Annotated in this window: 22 protein-coding genes and 2 tRNA genes; 13 read left to right on the forward strand and 11 right to left on the reverse strand. The window is 65.7% G+C overall.

Going from position 1 to position 20,642, the window contains the following annotated elements; genetic code table 11:
- Positions 1-47: 47 nt before the first annotated feature.
- From CJD35_RS00455 to CJD35_RS00470, 3 genes are all read right to left on the reverse strand, one after another.
- The gene (locus CJD35_RS00455; protein ID WP_017183676.1) at positions 48-1,784 is read right to left on the reverse strand and encodes an acyl-CoA dehydrogenase family protein; all 1,737 of its coding nucleotides are present in this window, start codon (positions 1,782-1,784) and stop codon (positions 48-50) included.
- Between the two features lie 352 nt (positions 1,785-2,136).
- Positions 2,137-2,403, reverse strand: a complete 267-nt coding sequence (locus CJD35_RS00465; RefSeq protein WP_017183674.1) for a hypothetical protein — start codon at positions 2,401-2,403, stop codon at positions 2,137-2,139.
- Positions 2,404-2,529: 126 nt separating this feature from the next.
- On the reverse strand, positions 2,530-2,793 hold the full coding sequence (locus CJD35_RS00470) for a hypothetical protein (protein WP_017183673.1): 264 nt from the start codon (positions 2,791-2,793) through the stop codon (positions 2,530-2,532).
- 65 nt (positions 2,794-2,858) lie between these two features.
- Here CJD35_RS00470 and CJD35_RS00475 point away from each other — a divergent pair, with 65 nt between their 5' ends.
- Positions 2,859-3,995, forward strand: coding sequence for a pyridoxal phosphate-dependent aminotransferase (locus tag CJD35_RS00475; protein WP_017183672.1), 1,137 nt, complete (start codon positions 2,859-2,861; stop codon positions 3,993-3,995).
- A 252-nt stretch (positions 3,996-4,247) separates the two neighbouring features.
- Here CJD35_RS00475 and CJD35_RS00480 read toward each other — a convergent pair.
- A tRNA-Leu gene (locus CJD35_RS00480) sits at positions 4,248-4,332 on the reverse strand.
- Between the two features lie 229 nt (positions 4,333-4,561).
- Between CJD35_RS00480 and zwf the strand changes: the two genes are divergently transcribed.
- The 5 genes from zwf to CJD35_RS00505 all read left to right on the forward strand — a co-directional run bounded on the left by zwf (position 4,562) and on the right by CJD35_RS00505 (position 10,142).
- On the forward strand, positions 4,562-6,025 hold the full coding sequence (zwf, locus tag CJD35_RS00485) for a glucose-6-phosphate dehydrogenase (RefSeq protein ID WP_026002580.1): 1,464 nt from the start codon (positions 4,562-4,564) through the stop codon (positions 6,023-6,025).
- A complete protein-coding gene (edd, locus tag CJD35_RS00490; protein WP_017184179.1) occupies positions 6,018-7,859 on the forward strand; it encodes a phosphogluconate dehydratase in 1,842 nt (613 codons plus the stop codon). The genes zwf and edd overlap by 8 nt, the downstream gene beginning before the upstream one ends.
- A gap of 111 nt (positions 7,860-7,970) precedes the next feature.
- Positions 7,971-8,945 carry a glucokinase gene (glk, locus tag CJD35_RS00495; protein WP_017184180.1) on the forward strand — a complete coding sequence of 325 codons (975 nt, stop codon included), beginning with the start codon at positions 7,971-7,973 and terminating at the stop codon, positions 8,943-8,945.
- A 2-nt stretch (positions 8,946-8,947) separates the two neighbouring features.
- On the forward strand, positions 8,948-9,571 hold the full coding sequence (eda, locus tag CJD35_RS00500; protein WP_026002581.1) for a bifunctional 4-hydroxy-2-oxoglutarate aldolase/2-dehydro-3-deoxy-phosphogluconate aldolase: 624 nt from the start codon (positions 8,948-8,950) through the stop codon (positions 9,569-9,571).
- A gap of 58 nt (positions 9,572-9,629) precedes the next feature.
- Positions 9,630-10,142 carry a hypothetical protein gene (locus CJD35_RS00505; RefSeq protein ID WP_017184182.1) on the forward strand — a complete coding sequence of 171 codons (513 nt, stop codon included), beginning with the start codon at positions 9,630-9,632 and terminating at the stop codon, positions 10,140-10,142.
- A gap of 158 nt (positions 10,143-10,300) precedes the next feature.
- On the opposite strand, the gene CJD35_RS00510 is transcribed toward CJD35_RS00505, so the two are convergent.
- Both CJD35_RS00510 and hemB read right to left on the reverse strand, forming a co-directional pair.
- The gene (locus CJD35_RS00510; protein WP_026002582.1) at positions 10,301-10,870 is read right to left on the reverse strand and encodes a gamma carbonic anhydrase family protein; all 570 of its coding nucleotides are present in this window, start codon (positions 10,868-10,870) and stop codon (positions 10,301-10,303) included.
- Between the two features lies 1 nt (position 10,871).
- On the reverse strand, positions 10,872-11,867 hold the full coding sequence (gene hemB / locus CJD35_RS00515; protein WP_017184184.1) for a porphobilinogen synthase: 996 nt from the start codon (positions 11,865-11,867) through the stop codon (positions 10,872-10,874).
- 142 nt (positions 11,868-12,009) lie between these two features.
- On the opposite strand from hemB, the gene gloA2 reads away from it, so the two are divergent.
- Positions 12,010-12,396, forward strand: coding sequence for an SMU1112c/YaeR family gloxylase I-like metalloprotein (gene gloA2, locus CJD35_RS00520; protein ID WP_017184185.1), 387 nt, complete (start codon positions 12,010-12,012; stop codon positions 12,394-12,396).
- Positions 12,397-12,402: 6 nt separating this feature from the next.
- Here gloA2 and CJD35_RS00525 read toward each other — a convergent pair whose 3' ends face one another.
- Positions 12,403-13,992, reverse strand: a complete 1,590-nt coding sequence (locus CJD35_RS00525) for a M28 family metallopeptidase (protein WP_017184186.1) — start codon at positions 13,990-13,992, stop codon at positions 12,403-12,405.
- 108 nt (positions 13,993-14,100) lie between these two features.
- Between CJD35_RS00525 and CJD35_RS00530 the strand changes: the two genes are divergently transcribed.
- The 6 genes from CJD35_RS00530 to CJD35_RS00555 all read left to right on the forward strand — a co-directional run bounded on the left by CJD35_RS00530 (position 14,101) and on the right by CJD35_RS00555 (position 17,667).
- Positions 14,101-14,862: a head GIN domain-containing protein gene (locus CJD35_RS00530; protein ID WP_017184187.1), complete on the forward strand. Its 762-nt coding sequence runs from the start codon at positions 14,101-14,103 to the stop codon at positions 14,860-14,862.
- Complete coding sequence (locus CJD35_RS00535) at positions 14,814-15,536, forward strand: GIN domain-containing protein (protein WP_095686736.1); 723 nt, start codon at positions 14,814-14,816, stop codon at positions 15,534-15,536. The genes CJD35_RS00530 and CJD35_RS00535 overlap by 49 nt, the downstream gene beginning before the upstream one ends.
- Before the next feature lie 65 nt (positions 15,537-15,601).
- A complete protein-coding gene (gene dapB, locus CJD35_RS00540) occupies positions 15,602-16,366 on the forward strand; it encodes a 4-hydroxy-tetrahydrodipicolinate reductase (protein WP_026002583.1) in 765 nt (254 codons plus the stop codon).
- Between the two features lie 17 nt (positions 16,367-16,383).
- The gene (gene nth, locus CJD35_RS00545; protein WP_017184190.1) at positions 16,384-17,025 is read left to right on the forward strand and encodes an endonuclease III; all 642 of its coding nucleotides are present in this window, start codon (positions 16,384-16,386) and stop codon (positions 17,023-17,025) included.
- 100 nt (positions 17,026-17,125) lie between these two features.
- Positions 17,126-17,503, forward strand: a complete 378-nt coding sequence (locus CJD35_RS00550) for a hypothetical protein (protein ID WP_017184191.1) — start codon at positions 17,126-17,128, stop codon at positions 17,501-17,503.
- 87 nt (positions 17,504-17,590) lie between these two features.
- Positions 17,591-17,667 (forward strand) — tRNA-Arg (locus tag CJD35_RS00555).
- A 39-nt stretch (positions 17,668-17,706) separates the two neighbouring features.
- Here the strand turns inward: CJD35_RS00555 and modB are convergent.
- From modB to CJD35_RS00575, 4 genes are all read right to left on the reverse strand, one after another.
- Positions 17,707-18,408: a molybdate ABC transporter permease subunit gene (modB, locus tag CJD35_RS00560; RefSeq protein WP_017184192.1), complete on the reverse strand. Its 702-nt coding sequence runs from the start codon at positions 18,406-18,408 to the stop codon at positions 17,707-17,709.
- A 37-nt stretch (positions 18,409-18,445) separates the two neighbouring features.
- Positions 18,446-19,129, reverse strand: coding sequence for an ATP-binding cassette domain-containing protein (locus tag CJD35_RS00565; RefSeq protein WP_017184193.1), 684 nt, complete (start codon positions 19,127-19,129; stop codon positions 18,446-18,448).
- A gap of 90 nt (positions 19,130-19,219) precedes the next feature.
- Positions 19,220-19,999, reverse strand: coding sequence for an SDR family NAD(P)-dependent oxidoreductase (locus CJD35_RS00570; RefSeq protein WP_017184194.1), 780 nt, complete (start codon positions 19,997-19,999; stop codon positions 19,220-19,222).
- 143 nt (positions 20,000-20,142) lie between these two features.
- Positions 20,143-20,634 (reverse strand): methylated-DNA--[protein]-cysteine S-methyltransferase, encoded by a 492-nt coding sequence (locus tag CJD35_RS00575; RefSeq protein WP_017184195.1) that lies wholly within the window; start codon positions 20,632-20,634, stop codon positions 20,143-20,145.
- Between the last annotated feature and the right edge of the window lie 8 nt (positions 20,635-20,642).

A 20,642-nucleotide genomic window follows, 5' to 3' on the forward strand; every position in this document is an offset into this window, starting at 1 on the left:
TTCGAGCGAAGTCGAGAAACGGTGCGCACAGGTTGATGCTTGCCCCCCTAAAACGCCTCCGCCGCCAGCGCCATGATCGCCCCTTCGCCTGCCGCGATGCTCGCCGCCAGCCCGCTCGCCTGCGGCAACACCCGCCGGGCATAATAATCCGCTACCGCCAGCTTGCCTTGATGCAGCGCCGTCTCGCCAGACCCGGCGGCGACCGCCATCCGCGTCCACATCCATCCCATCGCCACCAGCGCGAACAGCCGCAGATAGTCGACCGCCGCGGCCCCGGTCGCGTCCACGCCCGCCCCGCGCAGCGATGCCGTCGCCTCGCGCAGCAAGGCCAGCGCCTCGCCCGTCCGCACCGCGATCACGCGGTCGCCCGCCGCCGCGACATCCGCCGCGATCCCGTCGAAAAAGCCCTCGACCACCGCGCCGCCTGCCATGGGCAGCTTGCGCCCGACCAGGTCCATCGCCTGCACCCCGTTGGTGCCTTCGTAAATCTGCGCGATCCGGGCGTCGCGGACAAATTGCTCCATCCCCCATTCGCGGATGTAGCCATGGCCGCCGAACACCTGCTGCGCCTGCACCGCGCATTCAAAGCCATAGTCGGTAAAGGCCGCCTTGATCACCGGCGTCAGCAACGCCACCAGCGCGTCCGCCTGTCCCCGCTCGCCCGCATCCGCATGCGCTTTCGCCCGGTCGAGTTGCAGCGCGGTCCATCCCGCCAGCGCCCGGCCCGCCTCCACGAACGCGCGGACATTCAGCAGCATCCGCCGCACATCGGCATGCTCGATGATCGCCACCGGGCCGCGCGCCCCGTCCGCGCTGCGCCCCTGCAACCGGTCCCGCGCATAGGCGACCGCCTGCTGATAGGCGCCCCCTGCAATCCCCAGTCCCTGAATGCCCACCATCAACCGTTCGGCGTTCATCATCGTGAACATCGCCGCCAGCCCGCGATGCGCCTCTCCCACCAGCCAGCCGGTCGCATCGTCATAATGCATCACGCAGGTCGGCTGGGCGTGGATGCCCATCTTCTTTTCCAGCGACCCCACCGACATGGCGTTGCGCACAGTAAAACCACCATCGGCGTCCGGCAGGAACTTGGGCACCAGAAACAGGCTGATCCCCTTCACGCCGGGCGGCGCATCGGGCAGCCGCGCCAGCACCAGATGGACGATGTTGCCGCCAAAATCATGGTCGCCCGACGAAATGAAAATCTTGGTCCCGGCCACCGCATAGCTGCCGTCCCCCTTTGGCGTCGCCCGCGTCTTGAGCAGCGCCAGATCGGTCCCCGCCCCGCTCTCGGTCAGCGCCATCGCGCCCGTCCATTCGCCGCTCACCAGCGGCTCCAGATAGGCGGCCTTCAGTTCGTCGCTGGCATGGGCCGCAATCGCCTCGCACGCCCCGCGCGACAGGCCGGGGAACAGGCCGAAGGACAGGTTTGTCGCCGACATCATCTCGTCGAACCAGAGTTGCAGGACAAAGGGCAGCCCCTGCCCGCCATGCGCCGGGTCCGCCGACAGCGACGTCCAGCCACCCTCGGCAAAGTCACGATAGGCCTGCGCAAAGCCATCGGGCGTCTGCACCGCGCCATCGACCAGACGGCTCCCCTGCTCGTCCCCTTCGCGGTTCAGCGGCTGCAAGCGCTCGGCACAGACCTTCCCCGCCTCCTCCAGCACCGCCACCGCCAGATCGGCATCCACCTCTTTCCCCAACTCCGCCATCGCCTGGTCGAAACCCAGTACATCGTTCAGCAGAAATCGATAATCGTCGATCGGCGGGGCATAGCTTTGCATGGCGGTTCCTCTTCTATCGCGCGAACACTACACCAAACATATGTTACAGTCAATTTTCACGCGCCTGTAAGCCCGCCGCAAACGGCTGGTTCAAGGCCGACGACGAAGGGCGCCCGAAAAAGAGCGCCAGTCTGCAAGCGACCAGAAGCGCCCGGAAATTCCTCCCCTGCAAGGGGAGGGGGACCACGAAGTGGTGGAGGGGTGTCGCCCTATCGAGAGGCTGATACCCCTCCGTCTGGCCTACGGCCATCCACCTCCCCTTACAGGGGAGGATGATCGGGAACGACCGTTGGCGACAACAGCGGCAGATCGCGCGCGTCCAACGAGCAGTCATTAGGCGAAGCGTCCTTGCTTATCTGTGCTTGAAGGTCCAGCTTCGATCTTCGCCCGGATCGCCGTTGAAAAGATACTCTATATCATCGATTTTGCCGTTGGGCCACACGACAAGCTCGCGCTCGTTTATGAAATCGATCTGCATCGCATCGCCGCTATCATCGGCATCCCATTTCAACGTGAGCTTATCGCCCGGTTCCAGTTCGAAGCATTGAGGCCAAGGTTCGACCGATATGTAGATTGGGCCGTCCTTCTTATTGCTGAACGTATGTTGGGTCTGCGCCATGCGTTCGTTCTGGAGCCGTTTCGTTGAGAAGGCAACGTCCGCTTACGAGCCTTAGCCCCTCGACAACAGAACGTCGCCAATCCCCCTTAGGCGACCCATCCTCCCCCACCTCCCGCAACCTGCCCGCTAATCCCGCGGCTTGTGCGAGGACAGCAGGTAGCGCCAGACGCCGACCATATTGATGCCCAGCATGGCGACATTCTGCCAGCCTATCCCCTCGCTGTCCTGCGCCAGAAACCCCCACAGGATCAGCGCGATCGAGCTGGTGACGAACAGTACGAACGCCCATCCGGTCACGCGCCGCCCGATGTTGAGCGACACCAGCAACGCCGCCAGCGTCGCCGCCGCCGCGCCATAATATTGCAGCCCCGTCAGCACAGCCTCATCCATCCCGCCCCAACGCCGCGCCACCCGCCAAGGTTGCAGCCCGGCCCCGCCCCCTCTAGGCAGGCGGCATGATCGCCAGCATCGACCCGTTCCACGCCATCGCCATCAGCCGCGAAGCCCACAGGCTCGAAGCGGCGGGCCGCTCCATCCTTCACATGGAATTTGGCCAGCCCTCCACCGGCGCACCGGCCGCGTCCATCGCCATGGCCCATCATGTGCTGGACACCGACCCGATGGGCTATTGGGAAAGCCAGCCGCTCAAGGACCGGATCGCCCGCCATTATCGCGACAGCTATGGTCTCGCCATCGATGCCGAACGCATCCTGCTCACCTGCGGCGCGTCCCCCGGCCTGGTCCTTGCACTGACCAGCCTGTTCGCGCCCGGCGCGCGCGTCGCCACCGCCCGCCCCGGCTATGTCGCCTATCGCAACACGCTCAAGGCGCTCTATCTCTCCCCCGTGGAGGTCGCCTGCGGTCCGGCGGAACGCTATCAGATCAGCGCCGACGCGCTCGCCGCGCTTGATCCAGCGCCCGACGGCCTCATCGTGGCCAGCCCGGCCAACCCCACCGGCACCATCATCCCCGCCGACGAACTGGCCCGCATCGCCGCGACCTGCGCCGCGCGCGGCATCGCCATCGTCTCGGATGAAATCTATCACGGCCTGTCCTTTGGCGACCCGGCCCGCTCGATGCTGGAATTCGCGCCCGACGCGATCATCGTCAACAGCTTCTCCAAATATTTCAGCATGGCCGGCTGGCGCCTGGGCTGGATCGTCGTGCCGCCTGTCCTGATCGACGCCGCCCGCGCCCGCATGGGCAACCTGTTCCTCACGCCCCCGGTCCTGGCCCAGCAGGCCGGGCTGCAGGCGTTTGAGGAAAGCATCGAACTGGACGGCCATGTCGCCACCTACCGCCGCAACCGCCAGTTGCTGCTCGACGCCCTGCCCGCGCTCGGCCTCGCCAGCATCGCGCCGCCCGATGGCGCATTCTATCTCTATGCCGACATCAGCCATCTGACCGACGACAGCCTGGCCTTCTGCCACCGCCTGCTACAGGACACCGGCGTCGCCACCGCGCCCGGCATAGATTTCGATCCGGCCGAAGGACACCACTTCATCCGCTTCAGCTTCGCCGTCTCCACCGACCGGGTAGAGGATGCCATCGCCCGGATGGTGCCATGGTTTCAGGCGCAAGGCAGGCGTTGAACGCTGGAAATCCTCCTCTGCAAGGGCAGGCTTTTCGCATATGAACTGCCTCCTCCTTCATCGTCATCCTGAACTCGTTTCAGGATCCATTTCTCCTTACGAGCGGCGGCCTGTGGGGCAGATGGATGCTGAAATAAATTCAGCATGACGTTGGATGGATAGCGGAAAGTCATATGCAACCGCCCTGCCCTTCCATGGAAGGATGCACTTCGATCTGAATTGCAATGTCGGAAACAAAGTCCGGCCAAAAAATGGTGCGGGCGGTCGGAATCGAACCGACACTCCTTGCGGAACCGGATTTTGAGTCCGGCGCGTCTACCAGTTTCACCACGCCCGCACGGCCTGGGAGCCGCCAAATGACAAAATCCGGCTCCCTCGTCCAGCCGAAAATCAGTCCGGGCCATAATCATCGCCCAAAGCGCCACGCCCGCCAGACTTTCACCATGCGATAGCAAGCCGTTGCAGCATCGCCGCCGGGACGATAGCCTCCTTGCGCTATCATCCGCGCGCGCTATAAGGGCGTCATCGTGCAGATATAGATATGTTCAACGGAAAAGGACCATCCTTTGGCCGAATCATCTGCTACGTTCCTATTATTCGGCGCTACGGGGGATCTCGCGCGACGGATGATCTTCCCTTCGCTCTATAACCTCCTGTCCGACGGGCTGCTGCCCGACGATTTTCTGATCGTCGCCTCCGGCCGGTCGGAACTGGACGATGACGCCTTCCGCGACGATGTCGATGCGGCGCTGCGCCAGTTTCTGGCGGCCGACCGCTATGACAGCCAAGTCGCCGCCACCTTCCGCGCGATGATCTGCTATCAGCCGGTGGAGGCAGGCAATGCGACCCAGTTCGCCGCCCTTGCCGATCGGATCGACGGGCGGCTGGAACGCGGCCTGTCGGTCTATCTCTCCACCCCGCCATCGCTGTTCGCCCCCACGGCGCAGGGTCTGGCGGACGCCGGCCTCATCACCCCGCTCACCCGGATCGCGATGGAAAAGCCGATCGGCAAGGATCTGGCTTCCTCCAAGCAGGTCAATGACGGCATCGGCGCGCTGTTCGAAGAGGATCAGATTTTCCGCGTCGACCATTATCTGGGCAAGGAAACCGTCCAGAACCTGCTGGCGCTGCGCTTTGGCAATCTGATGTTCGAACCCTTGTGGAACGCGACCGGCATCGACCATGTCCAGATCACTGTCGGCGAAACCGTGGGCCTGGAAGGCCGCGTCTCCTATTATGACGGCGTCGGCGCGCTGCGCGACATGGTGCAGAACCATATGCTCCAGATTCTGTCGATCATCGCCATGGAGCCGCCCGCCCGCATGGACCCGACCGCGGTGCGCGATGAAAAGGTGAAGGCGCTGCGCTCGCTGCGCCCGATGACCGCCGAAACCGTCAAGACGCATAGTGTGCGCGGCCAATATACGCCGGGCGCCGTGGGCGGCCAGATCGTCACCGGCTATGCCGACGAACTGGGCAAGCCATCGACCACGGAAACCTTCGTCGCGGTAAAGGCCTATATCGACAATTGGCGCTGGCAGGGCGTCCCCTTCTACCTGCGCACCGGCAAGCGGATGCCGGAACGCCAGTCCGAAATCATGATCCAGTTCAAGCCGGTCCGGCACTCCATCTTCGGACGGGACGGCCATGGATCGGGGCTTGAATCCAACACGATGGTCATCCGCCTCCAGCCCGAAGAATATATCCGCCTGACCATCATGTCGAAACGGCCCGGCCTCGAACGGCAGGTGCATCTCGACGAAGTGACGCTCGACGTCTCGCTGACCGCCGCCTTTGCCGGGCAGCGCCGCCGCATCGCCTATGAACGGCTGATCCTCGATCTTCTGGCCGGCGATCCCACCCTGTTCGTCCGCCGTGACGAGGTGGAGGCGCAATGGACCTGGATCGATTCGATCATCGACGGGTGGAAGGAAGCCAATATGAAACCCGCCCCCTATTCTTCCGGGAACTGGGGTCCATCCTCGGCCATTGCCCTTATCGAACGTGACGGAGCCAGCTGGCATGACTGAACTGAACCCCATCATCGCCAAGGTGACGGAACGCATCGTAAAGCGCAGCGCCAAGAGCCGCCGCCACTATCTCGACCTGATCGAGCGTGGCCGCGACGCTGGCACCAACCGCGATCAGCTAAGCTGCGGCAACCTCGCCCATGCCTTTGCTGCCAGTGGCGAGGACAAGCCGGTCATCCGCACCGGCGCGGCGATGAATATCGGCATCGTCACGGCCTATAACGACATGCTCTCGGCGCATCAGCCCTATGGCCGCTATCCCGAAGCGATCAAGCTGGCCGCCCGCGAAGTCGGCGCCACGGCTCAGGTGGCGGGCGGCGTGCCCGCCATGTGCGACGGCGTGACCCAGGGGCAGGCGGGCATGGACCTTTCGCTCTTCAGCCGCGACACGATCGCGCTGTCGACCGCCATCTCGCTGTCCCACGCCATGTTCGAAGGCGTCGCCCTGCTCGGCATCTGTGACAAGATCGTGCCGGGCCTGCTGATCGGCGCGCTGCGCTTTGGCCATCTGCCCACCATCCTGATCCCCGCCGGGCCGATGCCCTCCGGCCTTGCCAACAAGGAAAAGGTCCGCATCCGCCAGCTTTATGCCGAAGGGAAAGTGGGCAAGGACGAACTGCTCGAATCCGAAAGCGCCAGCTATCACGGCGCTGGCACCTGCACCTTCTACGGCACGGCGAACAGCAACCAGATGATGATGGAAGTGATGGGCCTCCACATGCCCGCCGCCGCCTTCGTCAATCCCGGCACGAAGCTGCGTCAGGAACTTACCCGCGCCGCGACTCACCGGCTGGCGTCGATCGGCTGGGCCAAAGACGGACAACCAAATGACGATTATCGTCCCCTGGGTCACTGCGTCGATGAAAAGGCGATCGTCAATGCCATCATCGGCCTGATGGCGACCGGCGGATCGACCAACCATGCCATCCACCTGCCCGCCATCGCCCGCGCCGCCGGGATCAGCATCGACTGGACCGATTTCGCCGAACTCTCCGATGCCGTCCCGCTGCTCGCCCGCGTCTATCCCAATGGCTCGGGCGACGTGAACCATTTCCACGCCGCTGGCGGCATGAGCTATATCATCCGCGAACTGCTCGACAATGGCCTGCTCCATCGCGACATCATGACCGTCGCACGCGGCGACCTCACCGATTATGGCAAGGAACCCGTGCTGGAAAATGAAGCGCTCCAGTGGCGCGACGTCCCCGCCTCGCGCGATGAAAACATGCTACGCCCCGTTGCCAATCCGTTCAGCGCCGATGGCGGCATGAAGCTGCTGGCGGGCAATCTGGGCCGCTGCGTCATGAAGGTCAGCGCCGTCGATCCCGCGCTCTGGACCATCGAAGCGCCAGCCGCGATATTCCACGATCAGGACGACGTCCTGCGCGCCTTCAAGGCGGGCGAACTGGAACGCGACGTCGTCGTCGTCGTCCGCTTCCAGGGGCCAAAGGCCAACGGCATGCCCGAACTGCACAAGCTGACCCCTGCGCTTGGTGTGCTGCAGGATCGCGGGTTCAAGGTCGCGCTGGTGACCGACGGGCGCATGTCCGGCGCATCCGGCAAGGTGCCCGCCGCCATCCATCTTTCGCCCGAAGCCTTGGGCGGCGGCCCCATCGGCAAGCTGCGCGACGGCGATCTCGTCCGGGTCTGCGCGCAGAGCGGCGCTATCGACGCGCTGGTCGACGCTGCAACCTGGGACGCGCGCGACATCCCCGCCGCGCCGCCCCCGCCCTATGACACGGGCCGCGAACTGTTCGCCCTGTTCCGCCATCATAGCGACCTGGCCGAACAGGGGGCGTCCCCCATTCTCGCCGCCATGGAAGCCGAACTATAATCTCCACCGCCATCCCGGCCAACGCCGGGATCTCTCTTCTGCTTGCGCTACGCAAAGGAAGAGGGATGCCAGCCTGCGCTGGCATGACGGACATAATGATAGGATGCCCTGATGACCAACATCGTCGCTGCCGACATTGGCGGCACCAACGCCCGCTTCGCGCGCGCCTCGCTCGATGAAAGCGGCGTGCCGACGCTCGGCACGGTGCGCAAATATAAGGTCGCCGACTATTCCAGCCTGCAATCCTGCTGGGCCGCCTTCACGCAGGATGAGGCGGATAGCGACGCGGGCGACCTGCCCGACGCCGTCTCCATCGCCTTCGCCACCGCCATTGGCCGCGACGTCATCAAGCTGACCAACTCCAGCTGGGTCATCCGCGCCGATACGCTGGCCGAGGATCTGGGCGTTCGCACGGTCAAGCTGGTCAATGATTTCGAAGCGGTCGCCCATGCCGTCTCTCGCCTTCCGCAAGACAATCTGCCCTTGCTGTTCGGCGAGGATCGCCCCTTCCCCCGCGATGGCGGTGTCACCATTCTTGGCCCCGGCACCGGCCTTGGCGTTGCGATGATCGCCTATGACAATGGCCATCCCCACGTCATCGCGACCGAGGGCGGCCATCTCGATTTCGCCCCGCTCGACAGTCTGGAAGAAAAAATCCTCGCCTATCTGCGCGACAAGTTCCTGCGCGTTTCGACCGAGCGGATCGTGTCCGGCCCCGGCCTCAACAATATCTACAAGGCGATGGCGACGATCGGCCATCATCGCGTGATGTTGATGGAAGACCCCGAATTGTGGCAGGCGGCGCTGGATGACAGCGATGCCTTCGCCCGCAATGCGCTCGAACGCTTCTGCCTCTGCTACGGCTCGGTCGCGGGCGATCTTGCGCTGGCCCATGGTCCCCATGCCGTCGTGCTGGCCGGTGGCCTGACCCAGCGGATGCGCGATTTCCTGCCGCACAGCGGCTTCCACACCCGTTTCAAGGCCAAGGGCCGGTTCGAAAGCCTGATGGCATCCGTTCCGATCCGCATGGCCGTCCATGATGAAATCGGCCTTTTTGGGGCCGCCGCCGCCTTCAGGGAGCAATGATTATGAGCGAATTGACCGTCGAACAGGTGATGGAGCTGGCCCCGGTGATCCCGGTGCTGGTGGTCGATCGGGTGGAGGACGCCCTCACCATCGCCCGCGCGCTCGTCGCCGGTGGCCTGCCCGCGCTCGAAGTCACGCTGCGCACCCCCGCCGCGCTCGACGTGATCCGCGAAATGAGCCAGGTGGAAGGCGCTGTCGTCGGCGCCGGCACCGTCCTCAATCCCGAACAGCTCGACGCCGCAATGGCAGCAGGCGCGCGCTTCGTCGTCAGCCCCGGCCTGACCGAACCGCTGGGCAAGGCCGCGATCGCCGCGAACATCCCCTTCCTGCCCGGCACCGCCACGGCGGGCGACATCATGCGCGGCATGGACATGGGCCTTACCCATTTCAAATTCTTCCCCGCCGAAACATCGGGCGGCCTGCCCGCGCTCAAGGCGCTTGCCGCGCCGCTGCACACCGCCCGTTTCTGCCCGACCGGCGGCATCACGCTGGAAAGCGCGCCGACATGGCTGGCCCAGCCCTTCATCAAATGCGTCGGCGGCAGCTGGGTCGTGCCCAAGGGGCCGGTCGACGGCGCGAAGATCGAGCAACTGGCGCGCGCCGCCGCCGCCCTTCCGCGCGGATGATCGTGCGCGGGTGACGGGGCCATTGCGCGCCGTCACCCGCCACCCTAGATGCAGGTTCATGATGACCCGTCGGCTGCTGCCCTATCTCGCCTTGCTCCTGTCCGGCTGCACCGGCGGACAGCTGACCTATCCCTCGCTCGCCAAGCGGCCGATCGAGAGCGCCCCGGTCGCGCAGGCCGCGCCGCCCCCCGCCCCGGTCGCCGCCGACGCTCAGTTGACCGAGCAGATCGCCCGCTTCACGGCGCAGGCGGAAACCGGCCGGACCGGCTTCGACGCTGCCTATGCCAAAGCGGAAAAGGCCGCCCGCGCCGCATCGGGATCGTCCGTCTCCAGCGACGCCTGGGTTGCCGCGCAGGTCGCCATCAGCGCGCTGGAAACCGCCCGTAACGACAGCGTTTCCGCTCTCGCCAGCCTCGACACCCTCTATGTCAATCGCACCAGCGCCATTGCCGATGGCAAGGAAAGCGGCGGCCTCGACGCCCTCGACACCGCCCGCACCACGGCCCTCGCCATCGTCGACAGCCAGAATGACCGCATCGACGCGCTCAAGGGGCAACTGGCCCAGCCCTGAAATTGATCCTCCCCTGCAAGGGGAGGTGGCGACGCGAAGCGTTGACGGAGGGGTGTCACCCTCTCGATAGCGGGACACCCCTCCGTCTGGCCTTCGGCCCGACACCTCCCCTTAAAGGGGAGGAGCAGGAGCCGTGCAAAACTGATTGAATATAAGCCCTAAACCGCGTCCACCGCCTGCTTATGCGCCCGCGCATAGTCGACATAGCGCGCCGCGCCGCCGCTCAGCTTCTTCACCATCTCGTCGGACAGGTCGCGCATATATTTGGCCGGTCGCCCCGCCCATAATTGCCGCCCCGGCAGCCGCTTGCCCGGCGACAGCAAGGCACCCGCCGCCAGCATCCCGTCACTCTCGATCACGCAGCCGTCCATTACGATCGCGCCCAGCCCGACAAACGCCCGGTCCTCCAGCGTGCAGCCATGCACCATCGCCATATGGCCGATCAGCACATCATCCCCGATGATGGTCGGCCATCCTTCCAGCGGCCGGTCGATCCCGTCGCCGGGGCTGTCGCAATGGATCACCGTGCCGTCCTGCACATTGCTGCGCGCGCCGATCCGTATCCGGTTCACATCGGCGCGGATGACGCAATTATACCAGATGCTCGCATCCTCGCCGATCTCGACATCGCCGATGATCCGGCATCCCGGCGCGATGAAGGCGCTGGGGTGGATGACCGGCGTCTTGCCCTTGAACGGGACGATGCTGACGCCCGGATAATCGCTCATCTCAAGCTCCCAGCAGCCGCGCCGCATGCAGCGCATGATAGGTCAGGACGCCCGAACAGCCCGCCCGCTTGAACGCCATCAGCGTTTCGAGCACCAGCGCGTCGCGGTCCCCCGCGCCAGCGGCGGCGGCATGTTCGATCATCGCATATTCGCCCGACACCTGATAGGCGAACACCGGCACCGCGAACTGGTCCTTCACACGGGCGATGATGTCCAGATAGGGCAGCCCCGGCTTCACCATCACGCTGTCTGCCCCCTCGGCCAGGTCCAGCGCCACCTCGCGCAACGCCTCTTGCCCATTGGCCGGGTCCATCTGGTAATTTTTCTTGTCGCCCTTCAGCAACCCGCGCGATCCCACCGCATCGCGGAACGGGCCGTAGAATGCGCTCGCATATTTGGCGGCATAGGACATGATCTGGACATTGACATGGCCCTCGCCCTCCAGCGCCGCGCGGATCGCGCCGACCCGCCCGTCCATCATGTCGCTGGGCGCAATGATGTCCGCCCCCGCCGCCGCCTGATTGAGCGACTGGCCAATCAGCACATCGACGGTCGCATCGTTGAGGACATAGCCCCCATCGTCCAGCAGCCCGTCCTGCCCATGCGCGGTATAGGGGTCCAGCGCCACGTCGGTCAGCACGCCGATGTCCGGCACCGCATCCTTGATCGCGCGGATCGCCCGGCACATCAGATTGTCGGGGTTCAGCGCCTCCGCGCCATCGTCGCTGCGCCGGTCGGCCTGCGTATTGGGGAACAGCGCCAGGCAAGGGATGCCCGCATCCCGCGCTTCCCGCGCCCGCGCGACGATGCCATCCACCGACCATCGCGACACGCCCGGCAGCGCCCCGATCGGCTCCTCCACCCCGTCGCCCTCGGTCACGAACAGGGGCCAGATGAAATCGCTGGGCGACAGACGATTTTCCGCAAACATCGCCCGGCTCCACGCCGAAGCCCGCGCGCGCCGCATCCGCAGCGCCGGATAGGAAGATTGGGTCATGGCGCGGGTCTAGGCGCGCGAAGCCGGGGGATCAAGCCAGAGTGATCGAACACAGGCCAGCGCCCCGCTCCCCTCGACAGGAAGGCCGCTCCATCCCCCATTCCCCATTCCCCCGGGCCTGCCCCTGCGATAGAAGGCCCTCATGCGCGCCATCCATCATATCGCCATCATCTGTTCCGACTATGCCCGCTCGCGCGCCTTTTACCGCGACATATTGCAGTTGCCGGTGATCCGCGAAGTCTGGCGCGCCGAGCGCCAGTCTTGGAAGTGCGATCTTGACGCAGGCAATGCCCAGATCGAGCTGTTTTCCTTCCCCGACCCGCCTGCCCGCACCAGCCGCCCCGAAGCCTGCGGCCTGCGGCACCTGGCCTTCACCGTCGCCAATATCGATGCGGAAGTGGCGCGGCTCGACGCCGCCGGGGTCGCGTGCGAACCGATCCGGATCGATGAATATACCGGCCAGCGCTTCACCTTCTTCACCGACCCTGACGGACTGCCGCTCGAACTGTATGAGCAACCAGCGCCCTGACCGTCGCTACCTGGCAAAGCGCCGGAAGAAACTGTCCGCGTTCCAAGTCGGCCGCGCCGCCCCGTTGGCCACGCGCAGCGTCACCGCCGTCACATAGTCGTTCAGCTTCGCGCTTTCGGCGGGCATCACCGGCTGGTTCAGATCGTCGAACGGCGAATGGTAGATATTCGCCCGCCACGCCTTTTCTACCGTCGCTTCGGGCGTCCCCGCCTTGAACCCATATTTGAAGAACAGCGCCGGTATGCCCTCGCGGATGAAGGCATATTGGTCCGACCGGATGAACACGTTGCGGTCGGGGAAAGGGTCGGGCGTGATCGGCAGGTTCATCGCCGCGCTCACGGCTTCCGCATCCTTGCCCAGCGAACTCTGGTCATAGCCGATTGGCGTCACGCTGGTCAGCGGAAAGATCGGCAGCGCCATGTCGAAATTCAGGTCCGCAATGATGCTCTTCTGCGGCACGGGCGGGCGGCGCGCGAAATAGCGGGAGCCCAGCAATCCCTTCTCCTCCGCCGTGACGATCGCGAACAGGATCGACCGTTTGGGCTTCACCTTACCGGCTTTGAGCGCGCGCCCGATCTCCAGCAGGCTCGCAACCCCGGACGCATTGTCCAGCGCGCCATTATAGATCGCATCGCCCTTGATCGGCGTGCCCACGCCATAGCCGTCCAGATGCGCCGACAGCACGACATATTCCTGCCGCAGCTTCGGGTCGCTACCGGGCAGCACCGCGATCAGATTGGGCGATGACAGGTCGGCCCGCGTCGCGTTCACCTGCGCCTTCAGCCGCAGCGCCAGCGGAAAGGACGCTACGGGCGCGGACGCATCCGCCGCCGCCACGATCGCGGCAAAATCCTGTCCCGACCCGGCAAACAGCATGTCGGACTTGGCCGGATCGAGCTGCGCGCTCAGGAAAGGCGTCTGCGTGTCGCGCAGGCTGACATCGCTATAATAAAGCGCGGGCGCGCCCGACAGGGCGATCCGCCGTACCCACGGGATCTCCACCTGCCTGGGCGTGACCAGCGTGATCAGCCCCAGCGCGCCCTGCTCCGCCAGCCAGTGCGACCGCTCCGACCGCGCATGGGATTTGAGCGCGCCCGACAGGGTCGCCGGACCACCCGACAGCACGACGACGATCTTGCCCTTCAGGTCCAGCCCGGCAAAATCGTCATGCCCCGCTTCGGGCAGATGCAGGCCATAACCCGCAAACACCATTGGCGCGTCGACGCTTTCGGGCACCGGCCCGCCCCCACCGCCAAAGATCAGGTCACCCGGCACCGCCAGCGGCATCTCCCCCTGCGGTCCCACCAGCGCCGCGCTGGACTTGTCGGACAGGATGCGCTGCTCCACAAACGCCACCGGCTGGCGATAGCCCTGCGTGCCAGCCGGTTTCAGCCCCATCGCCTTGAACTGCCCGATCACATAGTCCGCCGCCCGGTCATAGCCCGGCGTCCCGGTCCCGCGCCCCTCCATCGCATCATTGGCCAGCGCCTCGACATGCGCCCACCAGCGCGCGCCCTTGTCCCCCTCGCCCGCGGCCGGCGCGGCGCTGCCCGCCATCAACGCGATCAGGGATATGCCGAAGGAAAGGCCGCGCATGGTCGTGCTACTCCGTTCTAATCTCGTCTCTATCTTGCCTTATCCTGCCTGACGAACAAGGGGGCTTGGAACCGCTACCATGAGCGTGTATTACAATGGCAATACAGTATGGAGATGACGATGACCCGTTCCCCTTCCCTGTCGGCTCTGCTGCTTGCCGGGCTTGCCCTGTCGACCGCCGCCTGTTCGCGCCCCGCCGATGATGCCGCGCCCGCCGCAAAGGGCGGCGCGACGCAGGACTGGTCGACGCTCAAGGATTTCAACGCCATCGAAGCGACCGGCCCGGACGATGTCGCCGTGACGATCGGCGATGCCTATTCTGTCCGCGCGGAGGGCGATCCCAAGGCGATCGAAAGGCTCACCATCGCGGTCAAGGGCGACCGGCTGGTGATCGGCCGCAAATCGGACGGCAACTGGGCCTTTGGTCGCAAGAATGACGATGGCGACGTCACCGTCCATGTCACCATGCCCGCCATCCGCGCCGCTGCGCTGACCGGCGCAGGCGACTTCACGCTCGACCGGGCGGAGGGCGACATGCTGGACCTGTCGCTGACCGGCGCTGGCGATTTCGCCATTGGCACCGTCAAGCTGCGCAGCCTCAAGACCGACATTACCGGCGCCGGATCGGTCAAGATCGCGGGCACCGCCGACTCAGGCCAACTCGCCATCACCGGCGCGGGGGACATCGACGCCGACGACCTCAAACTGGGCACGGCCAAAGTGTCGATCCTGGGCGCGGGCAACATCGCCTTTGCGTCGGACGGCGCGGTCGCTATCAGGATCATGGGGCCGGGCGACGTGACGGTGAAGGGCAAGGCGCAATGTACGACCAGTGGCACAGGACCGGGCGAGGCGCGCTGCGCGCCCTGATCGGCGCGACCATCCTGATCGCGACGCCCGCTGCGGCGGCGACCCGCGGCTATACCATCACCAGCTTCGACGCGATCCGGGTCGATGCGCCGGTCAACGTCATCGTCACCACCGGCGCAGGCGCATCGGCCCGCGCGGAGGGGGATCAGGCGCTGCTCGACCGGCTGAACGTCGCGGTGTCGGGCCGCCTGCTCATCATTGGCATCACCCGCGCGCGGCCCGGTGAAAAAGGCGGCGGCGCGGCGACCCTGCGCGTCTCCACCGGCGATCTGTCCCGCATCGTCCTGACCGGCGGCGGATCGGTCGCGGTCAGCCGGATGAAGGGGCTGCGCGGGGACATCGTGCTGGGCGGCAATGGCGATGTGAGCGTGGCGGCGGTCGATCTCGACCGGATCGACCTGTCGCTGGCGGGCGGTGGCCGCGCGACCCTGGCCGGGCGCACCAGCGTCGCCAATATCCGCGTCTCCGGCCCCGGCGCGGTCGCGGGCGAAGGTCTGCGCGCGCGGCAGGCGACCCTTGCCAATGACGGGCCGGGCAGCATTGCCCTCAGCGCAGACGTCACCGCCAAAATCACCGCCACTGGCTCCGGCGACGTCACCGTCACTGGCAAGGCCGCCTGTTCGGTCGACAATCGCGGCACCGGGCGCATTGCCTGCGGCGGCGACTCCTATTGAACGATAATGACAAAGCGCCGTCGCTCTGGCATCGGCCGCTACGACTGGATGCGAACGGGGCGAACATGACGACTATCGGGATTTTCGGGGCGGCTGGCCGCATGGGCCGCGCCATTGCGCAGGTCGCGGCGGACGCCGGCCTTGGCATAGCGGGCGGCACCGACCGCGACGGCACGGGTGAGATCGCGCCGGGCATCGCCATCACCACCGATCCGCTGGCGCTCGCCGAGCGCAGCGACGTGCTGATCGACTTCTCCGTACCGGGCGCCCTCTCTGTTCATCTCGATGTCTGCATTGCCGCCAACAAGCCGATCCTGATCGGCACCACGGGCCTTGAAGCCGTCCATCACGCCCTGATCGACGAAGCCGCAGCAATGATCCCCGTCCTCCAGACCGGCAACACGTCGCTTGGCGTCAACCTGCTCGCCGCGCTGGTGGAACAGGCCGCAGCGGGCCTTGGCGATGACTGGGATATCGAAATCGTCGAAATGCACCACCGGCACAAGGTCGATGCCCCGTCCGGCACCGCCCTGCTGCTGGGCCAGGCCGCGGCACACGGGCGCGGCATCACGCTCTCCGACCATAGCGAACGCGGTCGGGACGGCATCACCGGCGCACGGGCAAGCGGCGCGATCGGCTTTGCGGCCCTGCGCGGCGGATCGGTCGCGGGCGACCATCAGGTCATCTTCGCAACCGAAGGCGAACGGATCGAAATCGGCCACCGCGCCGAAAACCGCACCATCTTCGCCCGCGGCGCGGTCAAGGGCGCGCAATGGCTGATCGGCCAGAGCGTCGGGCGGTACGACATGAAGGGCGTATTGGGCCTCTGACGCCCCTGAGCATCGTCATGAACAAAGCGCAGATCTTCGACTTTTTCAGCCGCCTGGCCGAAGCCAATCCCGCGCCCGTGACGGAGCTGGAATATGGCAACCCCTATCAGCTGCTGGTCGCGGTGACGCTCTCGGCGCAGGCCACGGACGTCGGCGTCAACAAGGCGACCCGCGCCCTCTTCGCAGACGTCACGACGCCGCAGCAGATGGTCGATCTGGGCGAGGATGGCCTCAAAGCCCATATCCGCACGATCGGCCTGTTCAATACCAAGGCGAAGAATGTCATCGCCCTGTCGGACATATTGGTCCGCGATTTCGGCGGGGAAGTACCACAGGATCGCGACACGCTGACCACCCTGCCCGGCGTCGGGCGCAAGACCGCCAATGTCGTCGTCAACACCGCCTTCGGGCAGGAAACCTTCGCGGTCGATACCCACATCTTCCGCGTCGGCAACCGCACCGGGCTGGCACCGGGCAAGACGGTGCTGGCGGTCGAGGCGAAATTGGAAAAGCGCGTCCCCCAACCCTTCCGCCGCGACGCCCATCACTGGCTGATCCTGCATGGCCGCTATGTCTGCAAGGCGCGCAAACCCGAATGCTGGCGCTGCCCCGTCGCCGACCTGTGCCGGTTCAAGCCCAAGACCCCGCCGCCCGCCTGACGCCTGCTTGTTCTTCCTGCGTTCAGAACCGGTCGGCTAGGACGGTTTTCACAGTCCTGCGACGTCGATTCGTTCAAAGACGTCTCTAAGGAGAGAATATATGTCCGTCCGTTTCGCTTTGGGTTTCGCGCTGGCCCTGGCCGCCGCCCCCGCCATCGCCAAGACCACGCCCGACCCCTATGTCCCGACCGGCGCGAAGGCCATGGATTGCATTCCGCTAACCTCGATCCGCTCGACCAATGTTCGCGATGACCGCACCATCGATTTCATCATGAACGGCAATAAAATCTACCGCAACACCCTGCCCAACAGCTGCCCCAGCCTGGGTTTTGAAAAGCGCTTTTCCTACCGCACCAGCCTGTCGCAACTCTGTTCGGTCGATATCATCACCGTGCTGTGGAACAATGGTCCCGGCCTGCAACCGGGGGCCAGCTGTGGCCTGGGCAAATTCCAGCCGATGAAAAAAGCATCGAAATAAGATGGCCCGGCGGCGATTTTGCCGCTGGCGCGGACGAACGGCCTTTGCTAAGCGGCCTGTCTGACACGGCTCACCGGCCAGCGTCATGCACCCATAGCTCAGCTGGATAGAGCGTTGCCCTCCGAAGGCAAAGGCCAGTGGTTCGAATCCACTTGGGTGCACCACCCCATCCGGGGGCACGCAATTTCCTATATCCCGGCGGCCTAGGCCCGATAGCTTCGAACCCCCGCCGCCATGCGCCGGGCCAGCACTTCGGACAAGAGCAGGGCGGTCAGCGACAGCAGGATCGACGCGATGGCCAGCCGCGTGACCACGGCCTCTGCGCCGGGCGCTTGCAACGCTGCGTAGATGGCGATGGGAAGCGTGCGGGTTTCGCCCGGAATATCGGACACGAAGGTGATGGTCGCGCCGAATTCGCCGATGGACCGGGCAAAGCCCAATATCACCCCCGCCAGCACGCCGGGCAGCGACAGCGGCAGGGAAATGGTCAGGAACACCCGCACCGGTCCGGCCCCCAGCGTCCGGGCCGCGCCTTCCAGCCGTCGATCCACCGCCTCGATCGAAAGGCGGATCGCCCGCACCATCAGCGGCATGGCCATGATCCCGGCGGCCAGTGCCGCGCCGGTCCAGCGGAACAGCAGGGTGATGCCGAACCAGTCCGCCAGCCAGCGCCCGATCGGGCCGTTCGCGCCGAACAGCAGCAGCAATAGCCACCCGGTGACGACCGGCGGCACCACCAGCGGCAGATAGACCAGCGCGTCCAGCAGCATCCGGCCGGGGAAACGCCATCGCGCCAATATCCAGGCCAGCGCGAACGCAATCGGCAGCATCGCGCCGACCGCAACCGCGCTGACCTTGATCGACAGGGCGATGATCGGCCAGTAATCGGGCGGCAGGTCCAGCATCACGTCATGCTCCTGCGCTGGATCCGGCGGGCGGCCATCATTCGAAATCCATCTGGACGATATGCGCGGACAGGCGCTCCGCCTCCGCCAGGTCGTGGGTGACGTACAGGATCGGCACGCCCACCTCGTCCCGCAACCGTTCGACAAGCTGCAATATGTCGGCGCGCCGCGCGCGGTCGATCGACGCCAGCGGTTCGTCCATCAACAGGCAGGACGGGTGCGTCAGCAGGGCGCGGCCAATCGCCACGCGCTGCGCCTCCCCCATCGACAGGGTCGATGGCCAGCGGTCGAGCAGCGCCGCTATGCCAAGGAAGCGGGCCATCTCCTCCAGCGCCTCGGCGGCATCGGGCGAACGACGCACACCGTAGAGAAGATTGCCGCGCACCCGCAGGTGCGGGAACAGCCGGGCGTCCTGAAAGATATAGCCCAGACGCCGATGTTCCGGCGCGACATCGATGCCCCGCGCGGCGTCGAACAGCGGCACGTCGCCCACATGGATATGGCCGCCATCGGGCCGCAACAGCCCGGCGACCATGTTGAGTATGGTCGTCTTGCCCACCCCCGACGGGCCGAGCAACGCCGTCACGCCCTGCCCGGCATCGATCCTGCACGCGATCCGCCGGTCACCCAGGTCGCGCCAGACGTCGATGCGGAAAGTCGACCCGGTCGCAGGCGGCGATGGATCGGGACAGGCTGTCACAGCGGGGCGGGGAACGGACATTGCCGCCCTTGTGCCCCGATCCGCTCAGCCGATGCAAGCGCGCAGCGATGCCGCCCGCTGATCCATCGCGACGTGGGCATAAACCCCCGCTCAGCCGGGCGCAGCGGCCGATCCCGCCAGCAGCCCGCCATCGATATTCACCTCCGTCCCGGTGATATAGGTCGCCTCGTCGGACGCCAGCATGACCGCGACCGTCGCGACTTCATCGCTCGTGCCGAACCGCTTGAGCGGCGTATCGGCGACCAGCGCCGCCATCCGCGCCTCCCGATCCGGGCCATCGCCGATCATGCTTTCCCACATCGGCGTCAGGATCGCGGCGGGGTGGATCGAATTGCAGCGGATGGCCCAGCCCTGCTGCGCGCAATAGAGCGCCACAGACTTGCTATGATTTCGGATCGCCGCCTTGGACGAGGCATAGGCCGCCGCCAGCGGAATGCCGACCAGCCCCGACCGCGACGAAATGTTGATGATCGATCCGCTGCCCTGCGCCTTCATCGCGCCGATCGCGTATCGGCATCCCAGAAAGGTGCCGTCCAGGTTGACGTGGTGGACCGCCCGCCAGTCGGCCAGCGTCGCATGTTCAGGATCATGGGCGACCATGCCCTGCTCGAACCCGGTCACCCCGGCATTGTTCACCATGACGTCGATCACAGGAACCGCCTCGGCCAGCCGCGCCCAGTCCGCCTCCTCCCGCACATCCAGTGCGATGAAGCGGCAGCCGATTTCAGCCGCAGCCGCAGCCCCGGCCCCCGCATCAATATCGGTCAGGATGACGCGCGCGCCTTCGGCATGAAAACGCGCCGCGATCGCCCGGCCAATGCCGCGCGCAGCGCCGGTGACGACGCAAATCTTGTTGGTCAATTTATGCATGATATTCTCGAAACAGAGCCAGATGGGCGGATTGCTCCGCTGCTATAGGTCGTGCCGCGTCAGCGGTTACGCTGGTTCATTTCGATGACTCCTGTTGCCCTCAGATTAGGCAGATCGCCGCCCTGACGCAACAGGCTATGGCCTTATGTTCCCAAAACCTGCCGCTCATGGTCCAGCAGCCATGTCTTGGCGGCCAGCCCGCCGGCAAAACCCGTCAGCGCCCCGTTACTGCCCACCACCCTGTGGCATGGCGCAAGGATCGATAGCGGGTTGCGGCCATTGGCCGCCCCCACGGCGCGCGATGCGGTCGGCTGGCCGATGGCGCTGGCGATCGCGCCATAGCTGCGCGTCTCCCCGAACGGGATCGCCAGCAAGGCCGCCCACACCCGTTGCTGAAAGGCCGTGCCGCGCATATCCAGCGGCACGTCGAAATGCTGCCGCACCCCGGCGAAATAGTCCGCCAGTTGCGTCGCGGCCTGCCGCAGGACGGGATGGTCGGGCCGTGCCGCCGTCACCGGCAGGCGCACGCGCGCGGGATCGTCATCCTCCCACAACACCGCCACCAGTCCGGCGTCGCTGGCCACCAGCGTCAATGTGCCGACGGGCGAAGCAAACAGGGTCGTGGCTAGCGTCATGGAACAGT

The sequence above is a fragment of the Sphingobium xenophagum genome (assembly GCF_002288285.1).
Taxonomy (GTDB): domain Bacteria; phylum Pseudomonadota; class Alphaproteobacteria; order Sphingomonadales; family Sphingomonadaceae; genus Sphingobium; species Sphingobium xenophagum.

What these genes read in the sequence shown, in the direction of transcription:
- CJD35_RS00470 (WP_017183673.1), bottom strand. Translation starts at nt 2,793, where the DNA reads ATGGATGAGGCTGTGCTGACGGGGCTGCAATATTATGGCGCGGCGGCG.
- eda (WP_026002581.1), top strand. Translation starts at nt 8,948, where the DNA reads ATGAGCGAATTGACCGTCGAACAGGTGATGGAGCTGGCCCCGGTGATC.
- CJD35_RS00570 (WP_017184194.1), bottom strand. Translation starts at nt 19,999, where the DNA reads ATGCATAAATTGACCAACAAGATTTGCGTCGTCACCGGCGCTGCGCGC.
- CJD35_RS00550 (WP_017184191.1), top strand. Translation starts at nt 17,126, where the DNA reads ATGTCCGTCCGTTTCGCTTTGGGTTTCGCGCTGGCCCTGGCCGCCGCC.
- CJD35_RS00505 (WP_017184182.1), top strand. Translation starts at nt 9,630, where the DNA reads ATGATGACCCGTCGGCTGCTGCCCTATCTCGCCTTGCTCCTGTCCGGC.
- CJD35_RS00465 (WP_017183674.1), bottom strand. Translation starts at nt 2,403, where the DNA reads ATGGCGCAGACCCAACATACGTTCAGCAATAAGAAGGACGGCCCAATC.
- CJD35_RS00475 (WP_017183672.1), top strand. Translation starts at nt 2,859, where the DNA reads ATGATCGCCAGCATCGACCCGTTCCACGCCATCGCCATCAGCCGCGAA.
- CJD35_RS00510 (WP_026002582.1), bottom strand. Translation starts at nt 10,870, where the DNA reads ATGAGCGATTATCCGGGCGTCAGCATCGTCCCGTTCAAGGGCAAGACG.
- edd (WP_017184179.1), top strand. Translation starts at nt 6,018, where the DNA reads ATGACTGAACTGAACCCCATCATCGCCAAGGTGACGGAACGCATCGTA.
- CJD35_RS00455 (WP_017183676.1), bottom strand. Translation starts at nt 1,784, where the DNA reads ATGCAAAGCTATGCCCCGCCGATCGACGATTATCGATTTCTGCTGAAC.
- glk (WP_017184180.1), top strand. Translation starts at nt 7,971, where the DNA reads ATGACCAACATCGTCGCTGCCGACATTGGCGGCACCAACGCCCGCTTC.
- gloA2 (WP_017184185.1), top strand. Translation starts at nt 12,010, where the DNA reads ATGCGCGCCATCCATCATATCGCCATCATCTGTTCCGACTATGCCCGC.
- CJD35_RS00535 (WP_095686736.1), top strand. Translation starts at nt 14,814, where the DNA reads ATGTACGACCAGTGGCACAGGACCGGGCGAGGCGCGCTGCGCGCCCTG.
- CJD35_RS00525 (WP_017184186.1), bottom strand. Translation starts at nt 13,992, where the DNA reads ATGCGCGGCCTTTCCTTCGGCATATCCCTGATCGCGTTGATGGCGGGC.
- CJD35_RS00565 (WP_017184193.1), bottom strand. Translation starts at nt 19,129, where the DNA reads ATGTCCGTTCCCCGCCCCGCTGTGACAGCCTGTCCCGATCCATCGCCG.
- dapB (WP_026002583.1), top strand. Translation starts at nt 15,602, where the DNA reads ATGACGACTATCGGGATTTTCGGGGCGGCTGGCCGCATGGGCCGCGCC.
- modB (WP_017184192.1), bottom strand. Translation starts at nt 18,408, where the DNA reads ATGCTGGACCTGCCGCCCGATTACTGGCCGATCATCGCCCTGTCGATC.
- CJD35_RS00530 (WP_017184187.1), top strand. Translation starts at nt 14,101, where the DNA reads ATGGAGATGACGATGACCCGTTCCCCTTCCCTGTCGGCTCTGCTGCTT.
- hemB (WP_017184184.1), bottom strand. Translation starts at nt 11,867, where the DNA reads ATGACCCAATCTTCCTATCCGGCGCTGCGGATGCGGCGCGCGCGGGCT.
- nth (WP_017184190.1), top strand. Translation starts at nt 16,384, where the DNA reads ATGAACAAAGCGCAGATCTTCGACTTTTTCAGCCGCCTGGCCGAAGCC.
- CJD35_RS00575 (WP_017184195.1), bottom strand. Translation starts at nt 20,634, where the DNA reads ATGACGCTAGCCACGACCCTGTTTGCTTCGCCCGTCGGCACATTGACG.